Source organism: Paenibacillus sp. FSL H7-0716 (assembly GCF_038002705.1).
GTDB classification, from domain to species: Bacteria; Bacillota; Bacilli; order Paenibacillales; family Paenibacillaceae; genus Paenibacillus_AQ; species Paenibacillus_AQ odorifer.
On sequence record NZ_JBBODA010000031.1, the window covers coordinates 37,676 to 56,321 of the forward strand.

An 18,646-nucleotide genomic window follows, 5' to 3' on the forward strand; every position below is an offset into this window, starting at 1 on the left:
ATAAGATGCAAACTACCGAAAACAAAGGCCTGCTCATTTTCTTTTACATCTGTATCGCCATATTTTCAGTAATCTGTCTAGCGCCGTTTATTCTGGCAGTATCCGGCTCATTATCTACCGAATCCAGAATCGCCGCGGAAGGCTATTCGTTCTGGCCCAGAGGCTTTACCTTTGAAACCTATGAATTCCTGTTCGGCTCGAAGGCACAGCAGATTCTGCGGGCGTATTCCATGTCGGTGATCGTTACGGTGCTGGGTACCGTGTCGGCCGTATTGGTGACCACCGCTTACGCTTATGTCATTTCCGTTAAAAGCTTCCGGCTCAAAAATTTCTTCGCCTTCTTCGCCTATTTTACAATGCTGTTCAGCGGAGGAACGCTGCCATGGTATCTGCTCAGCACCAAATATTATCATTTGGGCGATACGCTCATCGGCCTGTTCATCCCTTATGTGCTTAGCGTCTTTCTGATGTTTCTCATGGCTAACTATTTCCGAAGCATCCCGCATGAAATTGTGGAATCTGCGCAAATCGATGGTGCCGGACATCTGCGCATCTTCTTCAGCATTATGATTCCGCTGGGCCGCGTCGGACTGGTCACCATCTCACTCTTTTACGCACTGCAATTCTGGAATGACTTCTATTTGCCACTAATGCTGGTATCCGATCAGGATCTCTATACGATCCAATATTTGATGTACAACATGATGGCGAACATTCAGTTCCTGGCTTCCGGCAACGCTGCTCAAGTTGGTGGAGCTATCATCGCACCGCCACTGGAGACAGCCAAAATGGCAATGACCTGTCTGACCGTTTTGCCAATCGCCATATTATATCCTTTTCTCCAGCGCTTTTTTGTCAAAGGCATTATCGTAGGTTCAGTCAAAGGCTAAATTTCAGTAAAGATACCAAATTATGTTCGGTTGCACCGGGTTTATGCTCCCCTACTTCTTGATGTACAATGGGACTTAAGGGAGCTCGACCTTTGCAATAGATGCCTCAAACATTATGATTCTATTTCAGGAGGGTTCATCATGAAAAAGAAAAAAGGTTGGTTAAGTTTGCTCCTAGCTGCGGTGTTCTTGGTAAGTGGCTGTGCTCAGGGCAACAATGAAAGCGCTCCCCCTAGTTCTGGGACTGGAAATGAAGGTACCTCTTCCTCTACGGATAGCGGTAGTAAAGACGGCAGCGCCTTGGCTCCTGCCAAATTGAAAATTGTGCTGTACGGGGATGAGTCCAACCGGATGAAGGAACTAGCGAAGACATCGTTCTACGACACTATTAAGAAAGAAATCAATGCTGAGGTTGAATTTCAGTTTCTTCCTTGGACCGAATATGGCGGCGGCAAAACTGACTTAATGCTGTCTACGGGAGAAGACTTCGCAACCTATACAGATGCCAATTACATGGTAAAATCTGTGGCAAAGGGGCTTTATGCCGACCTCACTCCATATGCCGATGCAGCAGCTGATTTGAGTAAAAATGTGGACGAGGCTTCCTTCAAAGCCTTTCAGCTGGAAGGCAAGCAATATGCGATTCCCGTCGGCAACAAACCGAATTCTGCGGAATTCTACAGTGCGCTAGTTAGACAGGATTTACTTGAAGAAGCCGGCATGACACAAGTCACTTCACTGGGGGAACTAGAGCAGTTCTATGATAAGGTCCATGCCATTCATCCCGAACTGATCGGGTACGCCAACACCGATGCACGCAGACTCCTACAATATGATTACACGGACAAAAACCTCTATTGGCAAAATGATTTTATTGCCCTGGATGAGTCTGTGAAGGATGATAAAATTATTAGCTGGTTTGAAACCGAAGAGTTCAAGAGTTATGCGAACCTTATGCACGGCTGGTATGAAAAAGGAATCATTCCGAAATATGCCGCCACCAATGTTCCACAGCTGCAGTCTGACTGGAACTCCGGTAAAGCGATGTTCTGGGCCGGCACAGCGGCACGTCCGTTCGAAGGTGCAGCAACCATCTCACAAGCAGTGCCTGATGCCAAACTGGTCAACTATTTCCTCGGCAGCGGCCGTCCAAAAATCAGCCGCGGCACTTACAGCACCGCCTTTTTTGTCTCCACCGCAGCTAAAGACCCTGAACGTTACGTCATGTTCTTCAATCTGCTGCAAAAAAACCAGGACCTGTACGACTTGTTCGCCTACGGGATAGAAGGAACTGACTATACGCTGGATGAAAACGGGCGTTTGACCAAAATAACCACTGATTCGCTGATCCCTGACTGGCTGCTGATGAACAAAAACTTCATGCGTTTCGACAACACGGTACCGGACGAGTTTATTGCAGAATATAAAGCTTGGGACGATGGAGCCATCATTTCCAAAGGTGCCGGCTTCAACTTTGACAATACACCCGTCAAGAATGAAGAAACGAAGCTGAACGGCGTATTCACTGAATACCTCGCTCCGATCGGCAGCGGCTTCAGTGATTATGACACCGCCTTCCCTAAAGCACTGGACAGACTAAAAGCAGCAGGAATAGACAAATATATCGCTGAATACCAGAAACAATTTTCCGAATGGTACGCTAAGCAGCAGTAAGCACCGCCGCGGCAATTATCACACAGCTCAAGAAGCGTGTCTCCATTAAGGAGCACGCTTCTTTTGGTCTTCGAACGCCGTGGTGAAAGCGGTATAATGGCCAACTTTGAATCATACGACGGCGAGCAGGATAATTCAATTGGTCACCGAATACTTAAATCAGGTTTTAGGTCATAAAAGGATAAGGGTGAGTTATGTGCCAAATGATTACGTTTGGGGAATTTTCGTTGCTGATACTCTTACAATAATTTTCAAAGTAATTCAAGCGCCATTTTATACTGGAGATACACTCGTTATAGGTTAATACTATAAATATTATTCCTATTCTATATTAGACCAATAAATACCTACAGCGCTATTATGTTATTTATAATAACGTGGAGGGATGGTCTGATGTCTATTTATGATTTTCAAGCAAAGTCAATTCATGGTGAGCCTGTTGAATTCGATAGAAACGGTCATGTATACGGTAGATACGAAACAACGACTGAACCCTTTGACATAGAGCCATTTATTGAATCACTTCTTTTAAAGTAAATGCATCCAATTGGTAATTTAACCCACAGAGAACGATAGTTTAACATAAAGGGTTTACATATTAGGCATGCAAAACATATAGAACCCTTTATGTTATTTAAATCTCTTTTCTTACTTTGATTAAATAATATAAAGTCAGAATAAATTGTATTAATAAGATAAGATATAAGCCAATAACGAGTAATACATAAAGAATTGCCTGTCCTCCCCCCCATATGATTAGTTAAGCCAACCTGTAAGGAAAAAAAAGAGCATTGTGGTACCCACACAGATAAGGAGTAATAGTTCCAATTTTTTTTCAAATAGATGTTTTATAAACCATAGATAACTTACAATGCACAACAAAAGAACAGCACTATAAAAAAACAAGGAATCATAATGAGTTACAAATAGGCTCCCTCCACCAATAGAAAAGACTATACCTATAACTAAAAACCACATCCCCACTCCAATCGCAGCACTTAAAGCAATAAAAAAGAAACTCATTATCATATTTATGCTCCCTTGGCCCACTTCTCAGTTGCCATATTTTACCTCTCCATGATTTATCGGATTACTTCCTTTATTTATGTATATATCTTTGCTGCAAGACGACGATACTGATTTCTTTCAACTGAACCACCATCTTTTTTGACTAATAAAAAGACAACCTTCTTGAAGAAGGTTGTCTTTTATGTGATCAAGCGCATGCTTGTAAGCTAAGCAAACTCCCCATCGTAAGTTCTTATTCACTAATCGCTGCGTTGTCGTATAAGTCAACCAATTCGTCGAAGGAGGTAATAATGACATCAGAGCCCTTCAGCTCATCCTGACGTCCGAAGCCTGCATAGGCGCAGCCGATTACGGTCTGGCCATTTCCTTTACCTGCCTGAACATCAGAAGAACGATCCCCAACCATCCAGGCGCTGCTGATACCATGATTATCCAATAAAATGCGCAGCAGCTCGGTCTTAGTCGCAGTGCCTTGCCCCCCCGCACTATACAAGCCTTCGAACAACTCCTTAAGCTCATGCACCACAACGATGCTGTGAATGTAATCCTCCAGCCCGTTGCTAGCCACAAACAGCTTCACTCCGCGCTCTTTAAGCGCTGTCAGTGTCTCAACCACCTGTGGATACAGTAGTGTGCCTCCGGCTTCAAGCCCTTCAATCTCCAGCTGCAGGAGCAATTCATCCGCCCGGCGGTGTACGGCTTCATCTGCTTCAGGCATAACATTCTTCCAAATGTCTGCCAGCAACATCCCTAAGCAGCCTAGAATACGTTCTTCTGGTGGTGTAGGTCCTACGTATAGTCCCTCTTCCCGCAAAATATCGAACATTTTATGATATGCAGGTAATAAAAGACTTTCAGTCTGGAACAATGTTCCATCCATATCAAATACAATCGCTTCTGGCTTGTTCAGTTTCGCATGAACCACGTTTTGTTCCGTTCCATGTACTTCGTTACTCATCTGTTGTTCCTCCCCATTCTGTTCTGCTTCAGGTAAGACATTCATCTGTGCGATATTTCCAGTACAAGCCCTATGATATATGAAATCACTTTGTAATGTCCATGCTCTTAACTTTTTCTGTTGCAGTTTATATTTCGTTATGCTATATTTCAATCTGTAATATCACAACTTGAAATATAAAGGAGAAATAACCATGTCAAATCCATTAATCATACGCTTCCTCAAGCAGCCTGCTACCATCATTGGAATTATAACTGCACTGTTGTTCCAAGTTTTTTTCAGCTTAATTTGGATTACAGGGTACGATCATGTAACGGATCGGGTAGATCAGTTGCCCATTGCTATTGTTAATGAGGATGGTACAAATGCCCAGCCTATAGTCGATGGAATTGCAGGATCACTTCAGTTCGTAACCAGACAGGATCTCCAACTAGAAAATGCAAAAGAAGCACTTGAGCATAGAGAAATCCGCATGATTATCAATATTCCCCAAGGGTTCACTGGACAGATCAGCAACCCATCTGCAAAGACTGAACTCCACTACTTCTTAAATGAATCTAATCCGCAGATGGTCAGCAATGTCATGCAGACGGTAGCACTTAAAGTCACGGCTGCAATGAACACTCAAAGCAGTAGTTCAGCACTAAGCCACACCTTGGATGCTATGAATCTGCCGCAGGCACAAGCGGAGATCATCAAAAGTGCTGCAAGCAGCCGCATTTCCGCCAACGTCGAAATCATTAACCCTACAACTAATTTTGCACAAACTATGGTTCCCTTAATGATCGTTACCGCCTCATTTACCGGTGCTATGTTACTCGCGATGAATCTCCATAAAGCTTCCTCCAACTTGTCTGGACAATTTAGTAAATGGAATCGCTTTGCAGCCCGATTTGTCATTATGGGTGGAACGGCTGTGCTTATCTCACTAGTGGGAACTATCATGGTTAACTCACTCGGTATCCACTCTAATCGTGGCTTTCTGCTTATGTGGCTGTTCGAGTTCACGGTAATTCTCTCCTGCATGATCCTTGCTCAGTTTAGTCTGCTGCTCCTCGGGGATGCTGGCGGCTGGCTAAATATTGCCCTTCTCTCCATGCAAATGCTAGCGTCCGGAGCAACTATTCCACGCGATGTGCTTTCACCTTTTTATAACTGGATCGGTCCCTTTTCGCCCGCTTACTATGCAGTTAATGGTATGCTCGACCTGGTTATCGGGGGTAACGGGGTATGGAAGGATATGTTCTATTTACTCTGTATTGGGGCAACAATTGCTGTTTTAAGCGTACTTGTCACTTCCCTACGTAAAGAAACTCGGATCTCACGAGAACAAGAGCCCGTGCCAGCAAATGCGTAATTATACAGTTTGCCACTCCGGCTATGCCATTTCAAATTGAGAGCGATATGCAGTTGTGATATGGTAGGAAGTGAAAGAAAGGAGCGGCAATGATTTATGAACATACAAGATGTTATTCTGGGGATTTTAAGCGAAAAACCTCATTCTGGTTACGAGATAAAACGACATTTCGAGGAATACTTCTCATTTTTCTTCGATGCCAGCTATGGCACGATCTATCCTACCCTAAGCAAGATGGAAAAGCTGAATCTGATCACTAAAGAATCTGTGCGACAGGAAGGCAAACCCGACAAAAATGTATTCACCATTACCTCTGCCGGCTTGGATCAGTTCCACGCTTATCTACAATCACCAGCCGAAAAAGAGGTTCTGCGTTCTGACTTTTTTATGCACCTGTATTTTGGGGAAAAGACGGACAAAGAGAACATAGATAATCTGCTTCGGCAAGCATTGATAGAAAAGCAGGCAATGTACGACGATCTGGAACAGAAATTGAACCAGCTAGATCATAAGTTATCCTCCTACCAGAAGTTGTGCATGGAGCTAGGCCTCGTACAATATGATGCCTTTATCAAAAAAATCCAAAGTGTGCTAGAGTCTAAATAAAACCCGCTTTCGAAAGTACACCCTAAAAAAAGAACCAGTATTACATGCACATCTTGTGCTTGTAATACTGGTTCTTTTTTTAAAAAATCATATGTGGTATATGGATTATGCTCTATCAAAGCTTGCAATAAGTTCATCAAGAACATCTTTGCTTACCATTTTACCTTTGAAATTGATCAGGTTTTCTGAGCTTCCGGAGAAGATACAAGTTGGCTCATATTTTCTAAGGATAATCTTTTCAGCGTCTACAAAAATTTCGAGCGGGTCTTTTATGTCGATTCCCATTGTTCTACGCAGTTCAATAGGAATTACGATACGTCCCAATTCATCCACTTTTCTTACTATGCCTGTTGCTTTCATCATCGTACATCCTCCCTTGAAGTCACATTTATAATCATTCTTGCTAAAAGCTATGTACGCTTCTATATGATAGTAATGATTACGCTACTACCTAATTCTAAAGTTCTATTCATTTCCTGTCAATTATTTTTCTACATTATATGATATTATTCGACAAAATTTCGACAATGTATGATATCTGTTGAGCACCAAGATTTGAAGCCGTGTCAGAACACAAAAAAATAGGGGCTTCTCGGGAATGTCGAAATCCGCCCAGAATGTAACCCTACTAGATGACAATTCTACCCTAAAAAACCTTCGTTAATCTATTTGTAAATCTTGTCACTCCGCTTATCCGCAATCACAGTAAGAGGAAATTGTCGAAAACTAGCAAGAACGCTACTCCGTCATTTACCCAGATGTTTAGTAAGTCAAACTTAAATAGGATCTATCATTGGAATAATAATTTCGCTATGAGTAGTGTGTGTATCGAATCCTCATGTAAATACAAGGCTGATGATATCACTGTAGTGTAAATACGATGAATCCGGAAGTCGACTAACGAGGGGCTAGCAAAGAAGTTAATGGAGGGTATTCTAAGTGTTTGATGATTTTTGTCCCCCATTAAGAGAGTAAATAAACTATAGAATTATATAGTTCTCCGATAAAGGTTTCATCAATCTGTTTAATATTGATAATACGTTCCTTGCATAAGCCATTTACAGCAAAAGTTGCTTGAAAGTAACCGTTTAATGGTTCAATGTCTATGTCTATTTCAATATCCGTTTCTATTTTATCCGAAATATCATAGCCATATAAGACATATATCGCGATATCGTAAGATTTCTTATTCAGAATTAAGGAAAAATAGGAAGATGTCTGCGCTGAGTTTGTCTCAGGAACATAGTCTATTCCGTATAAAACTCCGATAGGGTGATTCGATGCAAAATAACTGTTATAGTTATTATTTTTAAATTGCCCTTTTAACCAGAGAATAACTTCAAAGTCAGTGTCAGCAGGGATGTAAATAGAAACCATTGGCTCTTCGATCAGCAATGGGGTGCTGTTAAGTGTGTAAATGTTGTGTATTTTGAATAAGCTATGCCATAACTTAATGTTAGTACACTGATTGTTAACTATCTCGTTCATATCTTTTCCTTGGTAATTGTCAATAAACACTACATTTTTATTGTATTTCGAAGCAATCCACTGTAATTCAACATAAGCATCAGGGTAAAGATCTCTGCTGATCACAACGAGAGTCTCAATATTTTCTTTGTAAGCCAATAGGGCTGCATCAACAGCATCATAAGCCGACTCAGCGGGAACGACAATTTCACCGTGTATGTTAACGCAAAGATTCCGATTGTCCAATTTGCATTTTCCGTTCACATAGCATACTAATATATCACTTATCCAATCAGGGTCAGCATAGTAAATAGACAAGTGTTTATCGTCCCTATAGTTATTTGCCATTTTCGACAACATGAGTTTTATTTGCTGCAAGTTAGTTAGGTGAGATTTACCAATGAGTTCACATACTTTGGCTGTAATCATGGGCGCGGCAAAGCTGTTCGAGTTGCTGCACTCTTTACCATTCAAATGATGTCTAGCAAAAGCCGTAAATTCTATACCGTCGATGATATCATCATTGAGATAAAACTCCCCTTCGTGCAGTGTGTTGCTTACCTCTCTCTTAACGCCTATAACGTTTGAAAAAGAAGCTGGATATGTAATATAATCATGATTACTTGCGGCACTTACAATAACTAAGCCTTGACCAGCAACCTTGTTTATAACTCTCTGCGTTTCTAATAAATCCGCTGAGCAATGGCTTCCCAAGCTGATATTTACAACTTGGATATCATTTTGAATGCACCATTCTAGTGCACTATACAACTTCTGGATATTTCCCCTTAAGGTATCAGACAATATCTTCAAGCTATACATATAGATTTCCGGATAATAGTGCTTAATTATGCCTGCGCAGATGGTGCCGTGAGTTATTCTTTCGGGACTGTCTATTGTATAAGCGTCTATTGTGAAATCTTCATTGAAGATCAACTGTTGAACAACCGGTTCACCTAGCAAATATTCGTTGATACCATCATCAATCACGGCAATTTTCACTTTAGCTTCGATGTTCATCATCTCCTTTTACAGTTCAACAAAAATAAAACCGCCTCATTGGTCACAAATCCATTGACCCAGGCGGTAGTCATGATTAAAAAAGTGATTAATCATTTAATTAAACAGGTTCTTTTTCCGCAGCATCGAATCCAGACTAACTTGTAGCACACTATTTAAATACATGCTATCTGCTTCGCCATTATTGGAATTCTCAATAAATAACCCGGATTGTGATAGGCTAGTGCTACTACTTAATTTACTCAACGAGTCCAACTGCTCCGCCTTTTTCTTTTTATCTGCCTCTACTTCTTTATTAATCTTCTCCCGCTCGGCAGGTGTTAAATAATCACCAATCACCCAAAAAGTAGCTGTTCCATCCGGATGTATAATGACGCCACTGGCATCACCGGGTTTATCATTAGCGCTGGAAGCAAAATGATCCTGAATAATTGCTTCTACCCTTTTTTGCATTTGTGGATCTGTTGCCGACTGATTCAGTATATTTGGAGCAATGGTTACATTCCCTTTGCCAACGCTACCAGAGTATACACTTTTCACTGCTTCATTGCTCTTTGGTATGGCTTGAACGTTGATTTTAATGTCGAATTTTTTTTCCAATTCCGTCAAAACCGCTTCTGAACTCGATGTCGATAACGCGTCTTGAAATGAAATCTCTGAACTCTTATTTTTCTGGATTACCATTGCAGCCCCCGCACGATTCAGGCTACTGAGTGAAGCTACATTCAACAACTTAAACCAACTCCCTTATTCTTTTTTCCTGTAGAATGCGGCAAACTGTATTATTAATTCGATCTAGGCTGTTGAAGCATCCATTTAATATATCGGTTTCCGGAATTTGTATTTTTAGTTTTTCCTCAATATGTACAAATAGAACCAACAAATCTCGTGGTGAGAACTGCATCGCCTCGCCCAATAAATCTTCATAGAAGTAGTTTTCATTAAGCTTGATCTTGTCCATTCCCATTACGTCGAATAATATTTCGTTTATCTGTTCACGCACTTGATCCAGATCCATAAATATCACCCTTCTTTTATACGATTTGCATATTTTCCTTTAACAATAGAGCTTCACAGCATTCTGCTAATTTCAAAGTGTCTGTCCCATTTAACGAATTAAAAAGAGGAACCTTTGACTCTAGCGATATTTGTGCAATTTTTTCATCAACCAACTTAGAATCAACCGTAAAAAACTTCAATTCTTTATCCTGTTTGCTTCTGCCCGTATCAAATTTATGATTTGACATATTAAAACAATCAATATCAAAACCTAATTTATGCTTTGTTGACACACATATCTTATCGAGAAACTCTCCATTAAAATCATCATAGGGCAAGTTCATAATACCGACATCCGGATGGATTGCACTAGCCGCCTCGAATGCAGTAATACCAAATCTATTGGTAAACAGATTATTATATACCATTGTCCCGCCTGGAATTCCGATAATCATTACATCAGGTCGTTCGTTCAATTCAATATATTTACAGAAGTGATTAAAAAGAAATATTTTATCTATCTCCGCTTCTTTATGATTAAACATAAAATCAGGAAAAGAATGAAATCCCATAATCTCACAATAAGATTTTGTCCCAATTTGACTTACTTTGTACCCTTCTTTCAAGAAATAATCCCTTAGGCTAAGCTGAACATCAAATTTATTGGATTTTTCCATAAGACTCGCCACGCAGATTATCGGAACATTAATATCCAGCAGTATTTTCTCAACGAGTTCTACTTTCGTTCTGTCAATGTCAATTCCAAAAAAACTTGTGAGTTCCACATTATTTTTCAGGCATACCTTCTTTACCATTTCAACTTCATGATCAGCACATCTGTTAAGCAGGACAATATCTTTCCCCATCTCTGCGGCTTTGATAATTGTCGGGAACACCACTTTTTCAAAACTGCATTCAAATTCACAAATCATTAACACATCAAATTCATCATCTGAAAAAGAATCTTTAACTTTTATACCCACATCCTCACCATAATAGCTGTACGCTGCATCTTTTTCATTTAGTCCAAAACCTAAAGGTGCCATTAATGAAACAAGCTCATAGTTGCCCAGTAAATTGGAGAATCTGACGACCGGACCGAAATCTGCATGATATGGATAAACAATTGCTCTTTTTTTCACCATTGTCTCCCCCATTACACTTTTTCTTTATCAAAGTCGTAGCCTAACTCTCTTAGTACGCAATAATCTTTAAACAAACTCTCAGTGTTTTCTTTAACTTTATTGCAGATACTTAATTTTTTGGCAGTAGAAAACTCATTGATATCATCAGCGGCCATTGCACAAGAAGTGCAATATCTAAAGGCCCAGCACTCTTTGCATTCTTTCTCCGTTATTGTTCCAATGTTTAGTATGTTCCGGATATTATCCAATTCAAAGCCTGTATCTATATGCCCAATCCTCATTACACTAGATGCTTCACTAACTCTTTCACAGGGATACAGAGCACCGTCAGCATTCACAAACAATCGTTGTACTCCTGGAACACACGGTCCGGAATGATGGTCTTTTTTTACATCATAGAAAGAGATTCTAAGCCTGTTATGGACATTCTCCTGGATTTGATCAAAGCTTTCCATCACCAGCTTGGATACATCACTTTTCTTAAGCCTACCAAATTTATAAAGAAATAATTTAAAAACTTCGTAATTATACATCTTGATAAAACTGTCATTGATTAAGGACTCACTTTTTTTGTAGCTACTTGCTATATCACTTGCCATAACAGCAAAGTCTTTTACGGTCTCATAGTTTGAAAAAAAGTTTGTGGAACAGCTAAAATCCGAATTTGGATCAATTACTGCATTGAACATCACTTTATTAACATAGTCTGGTGTTTTGTTTTTGATATTTTCAATATTATCCATAATAGTCTGAAAACTACCTTTATTATTTACCGCAAAAACTCGGTTTCTATCATGCGCGACTTCATCGCCATCCAGGCTGATCGTTAAATTAAAATCATTAGAAGATAAGAACTCTAAGGTTTCGTCAGTAATTAAAGTTGCATTTGTAGTAAGGTTAAACGTTAGTTCTTTGCCCGCACTTTGTTCTCTGGCATAAGCAACACAAGCTTTTATTAAGTCCATTTCCAGTAAGGGCTCTCCTCCATAAAATCCAATATTAATAATTGGAGAATCTACGGAGTGCTCAATCAAAAACTTAATTGCTTTCAAAGCAACCTCTTTTTTCATTCTCTTATTGGTATGTACTCTGTGTAAGTAGCTCCCTGAATATGCGCAATAGCTGCACCTTAAATTACAGTTTTGCGTGACCTGCAAAGTTATCGAGCCAACACTTCTGCTTAAATTGTGCTGCAAAGAGTCGCTCATGGGATGAATCATCTCAAAATCCTGTTTCTCCGCCAAAAAACCGGAATCAAATAAGTTTTGAATCTCCGGTTCCACTTGTTCAAAGTTTGAATTTCTATAGTTCAACAAAGCCTGATAGGATCTTTCATTTAATTTAAGAAATGTATTTGCATTCGCATCGAACATATATTTTCCCGTTACCGTTTCAAATAAATGAAATACTGGCACCTGAACTCCCCCCCACTCTAAAAGTGAAGCAGGACAGCTTTTTTAATAAAGCCATTTAGCCATCCTGCTCTTAGCTATACTTAAGATTGCACTTACTACCCGATTCCAATAGCCGTCATCTTCATGGAGTTACCAGTATAGCTTACTTGTTTCATGGCTGCTTTGTTTGATCCGCTGGCATTGCAGGTACATGCATAACAAGGACATGCACTGCAAGCTGCATATGCCTCTAACGTTTCATAATTTGCATTTGTTCTTTTTACAAGTTGTTTCATATGCCTATTCCTCCTTTCAAATCGTATTTATCTAAATATCAATATTTGATATTTAAATCACTCGAAGGGTAAACCATTAAACGAATTGATGCTGTTGTGTGATGAGCCGATACCTTTCATTTGTATAAGACAACTTCTCATGAAGTCCAATAGCGGATACCTGACCTTTTTCTAAAAAGATTACTCTATCCACATGCTTCAGAATTTCCGGCCTATGACTGACTATAATCACTGTATTGTTACTGAGTGCTGTATCTAATAGATGGTTGATGGCTTGTTCAGAGTGAAGATCAAGGTTGGAGGTCGCTTCATCAAAAATCACCATAGGCCTGCTTTTTACTAATGCTCTGGCTATCGCGATTTTTTGTTTTTGTCCACCGGACAACTTGTTCCCATTAGAACCTACGACATAATCCTCAAACCGGATTGTATCCTTCTCTAATAATTGGGTAGCCTCAATAGCCTGTCTATACTGCTCCTCATGGTTTTCACTGTAAAGTTTTATGTTATTTTCGATGGTTGTGTCAAAAAGATATATCTCTTGACTAACAGTCGAAATTAATTCCCGATATTCATTCAAATTAATAGCCTTAATATCCACTCCATCAAATAAAATTTGTCCTGTAAGTGGTTCGTAAAACCTCTGGATTAAATTTAGGATTGTAGACTTCCCCGAACCATTCATTCCTACAATGGCCACTTTCTCATGGCTGCCAATCGTGAAATTCACATTTGACAAGATCAGTTCAGTATCATAAGCAAAGCTTACATTCTCAAACTGAATGCTCCCAAAAGGGTTGAGTAGCTTCACATCATAGTTGGCGGATTCTACATCACAAGCTTCGATTTCTTCCTCGAGCAATGAATAATACCTTCGGGCAGAAGGCATTATCCCCGACAATAAGTATCCAATATTCAACATCGATGAGATAGGAGTGGTCACATAAGTGCTATAAGTAATAAATGCAAATATACTTCCTACCGAAAGCTTTGAATCTAATATCATCGTCGATCCAGAAGCATATATAAGAAGAACTAGTCCTCCAATTAGAAATCTCTCCACAGTAATCCGCCAATTATCCAATAAACTGATTCCCATATGGGAGGTTATTACTTGATTCTGCTTGTCTGCAAATTCTTTTTCTTTGAAAATGAATAAATTAAAAAGCCTTGTTTCCTTCACACCGTTCAAACTATCCTCAAACCAATGCGAATATTCTCCATCCTTCGTGATGTATTTTTCCGCAAGAGACTTTCTTTTTTTAGCAAACGATTTCAAAATTAAATATTCTATAGGGATTAAAATAAGCACAATGAGTGTAAGTTCCCAACTTATGATAAAAAGTCCAATAACTCCTCCTACCAAACTAAAACACTGACTAACAATAAAAAGCATACTACCATCCGTTATTTGCGAAATATTTGATATATCGGTGCTAACGCGATTTAAAATTTCACTGGAGTTTTTATCAGTGAAATATTTCACTTTCACTTTCATAAGTCGATTAAATGCAGCTTTATGCAACGAGTAGATAATATTTGAAGCTATTTTTATTCTTCGTTTTTCTTTGAGCAAATCTAAAAAGCTACTGAACATTGAAAAAAGAAAGATGTAAATTGCCGTTAAAATAATGGTTCTAACATCTGATTTCATAAATCCTTCATCAATAATAATTTTGTTGAACATCGGCAAAATGGAACTAATCAAAGTAGAAAATATTAAGAGCAGAAAAATAAAACATAAATTCTTTTTATGCGGTTTGAATAATCCGATAAGTTTTTTAAGGGTATTCTTATCATTCATAGAATATTTCCTCTTCTAGTTTCAAACTTCGGTTTGACATTGATAACGCTATCAATATATCATATAAAAGAATATTTGGGGTAATTTGGTAGCTAATGGTTGAAATAGGAGGCTGAATGACGGTTTGTGTCAGGTTTTGGTATCTCTGAAGATTAACAAATTTAATTATGGGGGGAATGACTTTGTTACGCATAGCCGTATGCGATGACGAGGAAAAGGAACACGAGTTGCTAAAGGAATATCTCCCAAGACTTATGCAAAGCACGGTTTACCCTTTCGAGACCCAATATTTTACTTGTGGTGAGGAATTGCTTCACTATTATAATCAACAGAGTAGTTATCCTTTTCATATACTTCTAATGGATATTGAACTGAGAGGATTAAATGGAATCGAGGTTGCAAAAAAAATCCGTGCACTTCCGGATCGGGAGGTTCAAATTATTTTTTTGACTAACTATCCGCAGTACGTAATGAACAGCTTTGATGTGCAACCCTTCCATTATTTGATTAAACCGGTAGATTATGAGTGTTTTGAGGCAAAGATAATAAAGCTATGTAACTATATCATTTCTTCTGTAAATAGGTTTCTAATGATTAAAACTGAAGATGGACATATGGTGATCAGAACTTCTGACATTATTGCGATTGTTAAAATCAAACATTCCTTGGCTAAAAACCGGCTAAAGATCATTACCTCAATGCAGCATTACATAATTTCAGGTACAATTTCAGAATATATAAGTAAACTAAACCGTCCGTTTATGCTTATTCATCGTTCCGTTATTGTTAATCTTGAACATGTCCATAAGTTTACAGCTACTTCCGTAGTCATGACCAATCAAGAGCAGTTTCCTATTGGCCGTACTCAGGCAAAAGAGGTTAAAGAAGCCTACGCCTATTATATGATTGCACAATTCAAAGAACGAGGATGACGACTCTTTATCTATCAATGGTCATCATGATGTTGCTTATTCTGCTAATCAGAGAAACCATCCTTTTATTCGGTAAAATTAATGAAAATACCAAACTAACTAAAGAAAATCTGCAATTACATAAACAGATGGATTATCAACACAACAGCTATGAAAAAACCGCACATTCCCTTACAAGCATCAAACAAGTTATCCATGATACGAACAAGCAATTGGTATATGTCCGGACTTGTATTCAGAACAATGAGATTCAGGAATCTATCCATCATATTAATTCAATGCTCGGTCAAATTCATCAGCCTTCTCTAAAACTATCAACAGGTAATTTGGTAATTGATTCTTTAATTGGTAACGCGCTAAATATTGCTTGTGAACATAAAATTGCTATGAATTATGATATTCATATACATGCCGAAGCTATTGATATTGACCGGTTTGACTTATGTACCGTGATCGGGAACGTGCTGGATAATGCGCTAAACGCCGCTGCAAGAGTTCCAAAAAAAGAAGATAGATTTATTCAGCTGCTAATTTTCACTACCGATACTTCATTGTTTATCCAAGTCACCAACTCACGGAACAATTCTAGCAGTATAGTGCAGCATAATTTTAAAGAGAATCCCGCTTTTCACGGATTCGGCTTAACAAATATTCAAAGTGTCACCGAAAAATACGGAGGTCATCTGGTTACTAACGCTCAAAATAATGAATTCGAAACGATCATTGTACTGCCTTTTTTAAACATACTTTCAGCAGATACGCCAATCCTGACCGAATTAGAAAGGCAGTGAATAAACTATTTCCCTAGCAAGCTACAGCGACCGCTCCCCCAAACATCAGATTGAAGGGGAGCAGGCCCGCCGCAATCTTTACGAAGTAATCTCAAACAATCTCGCTGTTTTTCCTGGTGGGAGCGCCACCGTCAAAACTCCTGCTGATTTATCCCAATTCCAGGTTGAGCTATGCTGCTGAGGATAGGCACAGGCGATCGCTGGTTCAAGTCCCTTCAGCTCTTCTATCGGCAATTGGACATTTGCAGCTTCTCCGTCAATCCGCCATACCGCGACATACCGTCGTTCGCCGCGCCGCAAGCCAAGGCTGACCCATTCGCCCTCACTGTCCGGCAGGCCGAGCGGCCAGAAAGGTGTGGCGTGTGGGATATCACTGCGAATGGTTTTGTAATAATCCAGCGCTTCTTTAACTAGACTTCTGCGGTGAGGTTCAAGCTCCGCCAAATGACCGCTCTGGTGTACACGAAGCAACAACGCATTAACCATATTGAAGATGACTTCCTCATCGTCCCCCTCGCGCAGCGGATAAGACCAAACTGCGGACTGCTCCGGTGTCAGTGCTGCCGGAGAACCTGCGGCAATCGCCGCATACTGTACATAATCCTCCTGGTCGCTGGTAGACTGGATGCTGTGTCGGCTAAGCATCGCATAATCCATGCGCATTCCCCCGCTGGAACAGTTCTCGATAACAAGCTTCGGATAACGAACAAAGATGCTGTCCAACCAAGCCAGATAAGCGCGGTTATGCTGTAGCAGCCCATCTCCGAAGCTGTCCGCATCCGTTTCTGTCCCAATGCCTGCATTGATGTTGTAATCCATTTTAATGTATCCTACACCGTACTGCTCAACCAGACGCGCAATAACACCGTTTGCATGATCAATGACTTTCGGGTTGCGGTAATCTAGCTGATAGCGGCTACGGTCCTTAACCCTTTTACCATGCCGCATGAAAAACCAGCTGTCATCAGTCTCCGCAAGCTTCGGGCTGTTGATGCCCATAACCTCCAGCTCAAGCCATAGTCCGGGAATCATCCCTTTGCTGCGGATATAGTCGAGCACATATTTAATCCCTTCCGGAAACCGATCGCTGGAAGGCTCCCACTGGCCTACGCCATCCCACCACTCTCCGGGTGCATACCAGCCAGCATCAATACAGAAATATTCACAACCTACTTCTGCGGCAGCATCAATTAAAGGCAGTAGTTTCTCAGTCGTTGGGCTTCCCCATAGGCAATTCATATAGTCATTAAAAATAATCCGCAGCAGCTCATTATCCTCATTAGGTCTGCGGATCATCCGGCGATATACCGTAAGCTGTTCTGCCGCGCCCTGAAATCCTCCCTGCACAGCACCTACAGCTGCTGGCACCGAAGTAAACTCTTCACCGGGAGCTAGCTTCAGCCACCAATGGTTGTCATGTTCTGTAGGTCCGCTGACCAGCAGTGTAAGCTGATCGTATTGATCCGTCAGCTCCCAATGCCAAGAGCCGTTATGCTCAATCTGCCAGAACAAGCTTGTCCCGCTCTCCTTATTATGCAAAACCGCCATCGGCAGAAGTTCCGCTGCTGACCAAGAGCCTGTATTGCTTGCGGCAATTCGTTTGGAGCCACGGTCTGCCAAATGATACATCCCAAGCTCAGGCAGGCGGTAAGTCCGCCACTGAAGTTCACTCTGCCATCCGCTGTGGGCAAGGGTTACTTCAATCTTATCATTGCGCTCCCCGCCCCCCTCTTTGTCTACACCTGTAAGAGCAAAGGAGGAGATGTATTCCACTGCCACCTCAGCTTCTCCAGCATTCTTTAGCACTGTCCAGCTTCGAACGATTTGCACGCCCTTGTAGAACTGAAAATGCTGCACTGCCTGGATTCCTGTAATCGGATCAGCCAAGCTAAGCTCCAATTTACGCCCGAGTGCATTCACTGTATCGCTGTGTCCCACATATACCATCCGAAGACCCGGATAGGATGCTCGGTGTGTGCGCCCGTGATATTCGGCGCGGTCTTCGCCCGATAATTGCAGCTCCAGCAGCCGGAAGCCTTGCTTGTTCTTATCCGCTATGGCTGCTTCCAAAGGTGCCGCGCCAAAATGCAATAGCCGAACATCCTGATCTTCCGTAACTTCAATCGTAAGAAATAGTCCATTTTCAATGATTTCAATCATTTTGCTATTCATAATAATGTACCTCCTGACTTTATCTCAGTATCTTCTTATGATTATATAACATATAAAAAAGGGACGGTTCTCCAGTAAGTGAATCTTACCTTGGAGCCCGCCCCCTGATCTG

Annotated in this window: 17 protein-coding genes; 7 read left to right on the forward strand and 10 right to left on the reverse strand. The window is 40.5% G+C overall.

Annotated elements, in window-relative coordinates:
• The first annotated feature begins 5 nt into the window (after window positions 1-5).
• The 3 genes from MHH60_RS26815 (at window position 6) to MHH60_RS26825 (ending at window position 3,101) form a co-directional block, all read left to right on the forward strand.
• Window positions 6-890 carry a carbohydrate ABC transporter permease gene (locus MHH60_RS26815; RefSeq protein WP_076133934.1) on the forward strand — a complete coding sequence of 295 codons (885 nt, stop codon included), beginning with the start codon at window positions 6-8 and terminating at the stop codon, window positions 888-890.
• A gap of 141 nt (window positions 891-1,031) precedes the next feature.
• A complete protein-coding gene (locus MHH60_RS26820) occupies window positions 1,032-2,564 on the forward strand; it encodes a DUF3502 domain-containing protein (RefSeq protein WP_076133933.1) in 1,533 nt (510 codons plus the stop codon).
• A 393-nt stretch (window positions 2,565-2,957) separates the two neighbouring features.
• Window positions 2,958-3,101, forward strand: a complete 144-nt coding sequence (locus MHH60_RS26825) for a hypothetical protein (protein WP_179088868.1) — start codon at window positions 2,958-2,960, stop codon at window positions 3,099-3,101.
• 724 nt (window positions 3,102-3,825) lie between these two features.
• Here MHH60_RS26825 and MHH60_RS26830 read toward each other — a convergent pair.
• Window positions 3,826-4,551, reverse strand: a complete 726-nt coding sequence (locus MHH60_RS26830; protein ID WP_076133931.1) for an HAD family hydrolase — start codon at window positions 4,549-4,551, stop codon at window positions 3,826-3,828.
• Window positions 4,552-4,744: 193 nt separating this feature from the next.
• On the opposite strand from MHH60_RS26830, the gene MHH60_RS26835 reads away from it, so the two are divergent.
• Both MHH60_RS26835 and MHH60_RS26840 read left to right on the forward strand, forming a co-directional pair.
• On the forward strand, window positions 4,745-5,908 hold the full coding sequence (locus MHH60_RS26835) for a YhgE/Pip domain-containing protein (protein WP_076133930.1): 1,164 nt from the start codon (window positions 4,745-4,747) through the stop codon (window positions 5,906-5,908).
• 96 nt (window positions 5,909-6,004) lie between these two features.
• Complete coding sequence (locus MHH60_RS26840; RefSeq protein ID WP_076133929.1) at window positions 6,005-6,514, forward strand: PadR family transcriptional regulator; 510 nt, start codon at window positions 6,005-6,007, stop codon at window positions 6,512-6,514.
• Window positions 6,515-6,619: 105 nt separating this feature from the next.
• On the opposite strand, the gene MHH60_RS26845 is transcribed toward MHH60_RS26840, so the two are convergent.
• From MHH60_RS26845 to MHH60_RS26880, 8 genes are all read right to left on the reverse strand, one after another.
• Window positions 6,620-6,877: an AbrB/MazE/SpoVT family DNA-binding domain-containing protein gene (locus tag MHH60_RS26845; protein ID WP_036684015.1), complete on the reverse strand. Its 258-nt coding sequence runs from the start codon at window positions 6,875-6,877 to the stop codon at window positions 6,620-6,622.
• A gap of 600 nt (window positions 6,878-7,477) precedes the next feature.
• Window positions 7,478-9,004 (reverse strand): S8 family serine peptidase, encoded by a 1,527-nt coding sequence (locus tag MHH60_RS26850; RefSeq protein WP_081388882.1) that lies wholly within the window; start codon window positions 9,002-9,004, stop codon window positions 7,478-7,480.
• Window positions 9,005-9,097: 93 nt separating this feature from the next.
• Window positions 9,098-9,733: a DUF6033 family protein gene (locus tag MHH60_RS26855; protein WP_076133927.1), complete on the reverse strand. Its 636-nt coding sequence runs from the start codon at window positions 9,731-9,733 to the stop codon at window positions 9,098-9,100.
• A 1-nt stretch (window position 9,734) separates the two neighbouring features.
• A complete protein-coding gene (locus MHH60_RS26860; RefSeq protein WP_036684022.1) occupies window positions 9,735-10,019 on the reverse strand; it encodes a hypothetical protein in 285 nt (94 codons plus the stop codon).
• Between the two features lie 16 nt (window positions 10,020-10,035).
• Window positions 10,036-11,157: a TIGR04066 family peptide maturation system protein gene (locus MHH60_RS26865; protein ID WP_081388881.1), complete on the reverse strand. Its 1,122-nt coding sequence runs from the start codon at window positions 11,155-11,157 to the stop codon at window positions 10,036-10,038.
• Window positions 11,157-12,560, reverse strand: a complete 1,404-nt coding sequence (gene ccpM, locus MHH60_RS26870) for a Cys-rich peptide radical SAM maturase CcpM (RefSeq protein ID WP_076133925.1) — start codon at window positions 12,558-12,560, stop codon at window positions 11,157-11,159. The genes MHH60_RS26865 and ccpM overlap by 1 nt, the downstream gene beginning before the upstream one ends.
• A gap of 95 nt (window positions 12,561-12,655) precedes the next feature.
• Entirely contained in the window at window positions 12,656-12,835 is a 180-nt protein-coding gene (locus MHH60_RS26875; RefSeq protein ID WP_076133924.1) for a CLI_3235 family bacteriocin precursor, read from the reverse strand.
• 76 nt (window positions 12,836-12,911) lie between these two features.
• Complete coding sequence (locus MHH60_RS26880) at window positions 12,912-14,639, reverse strand: ABC transporter ATP-binding protein (protein ID WP_076133923.1); 1,728 nt, start codon at window positions 14,637-14,639, stop codon at window positions 12,912-12,914.
• Window positions 14,640-14,815: 176 nt separating this feature from the next.
• On the opposite strand from MHH60_RS26880, the gene MHH60_RS26885 reads away from it, so the two are divergent.
• Together MHH60_RS26885 and MHH60_RS26890 are read left to right on the forward strand one after the other, a co-directional pair.
• Complete coding sequence (locus MHH60_RS26885) at window positions 14,816-15,571, forward strand: LytR/AlgR family response regulator transcription factor (RefSeq protein ID WP_341161179.1); 756 nt, start codon at window positions 14,816-14,818, stop codon at window positions 15,569-15,571.
• Window positions 15,572-15,597: 26 nt separating this feature from the next.
• Window positions 15,598-16,362 (forward strand): sensor histidine kinase, encoded by a 765-nt coding sequence (locus tag MHH60_RS26890; RefSeq protein WP_172628795.1) that lies wholly within the window; start codon window positions 15,598-15,600, stop codon window positions 16,360-16,362.
• A gap of 78 nt (window positions 16,363-16,440) precedes the next feature.
• On the opposite strand, the gene MHH60_RS26895 is transcribed toward MHH60_RS26890, so the two are convergent.
• Complete coding sequence (locus MHH60_RS26895) at window positions 16,441-18,534, reverse strand: glycoside hydrolase family 36 protein (protein ID WP_076133920.1); 2,094 nt, start codon at window positions 18,532-18,534, stop codon at window positions 16,441-16,443.
• Between the last annotated feature and the right edge of the window lie 112 nt (window positions 18,535-18,646).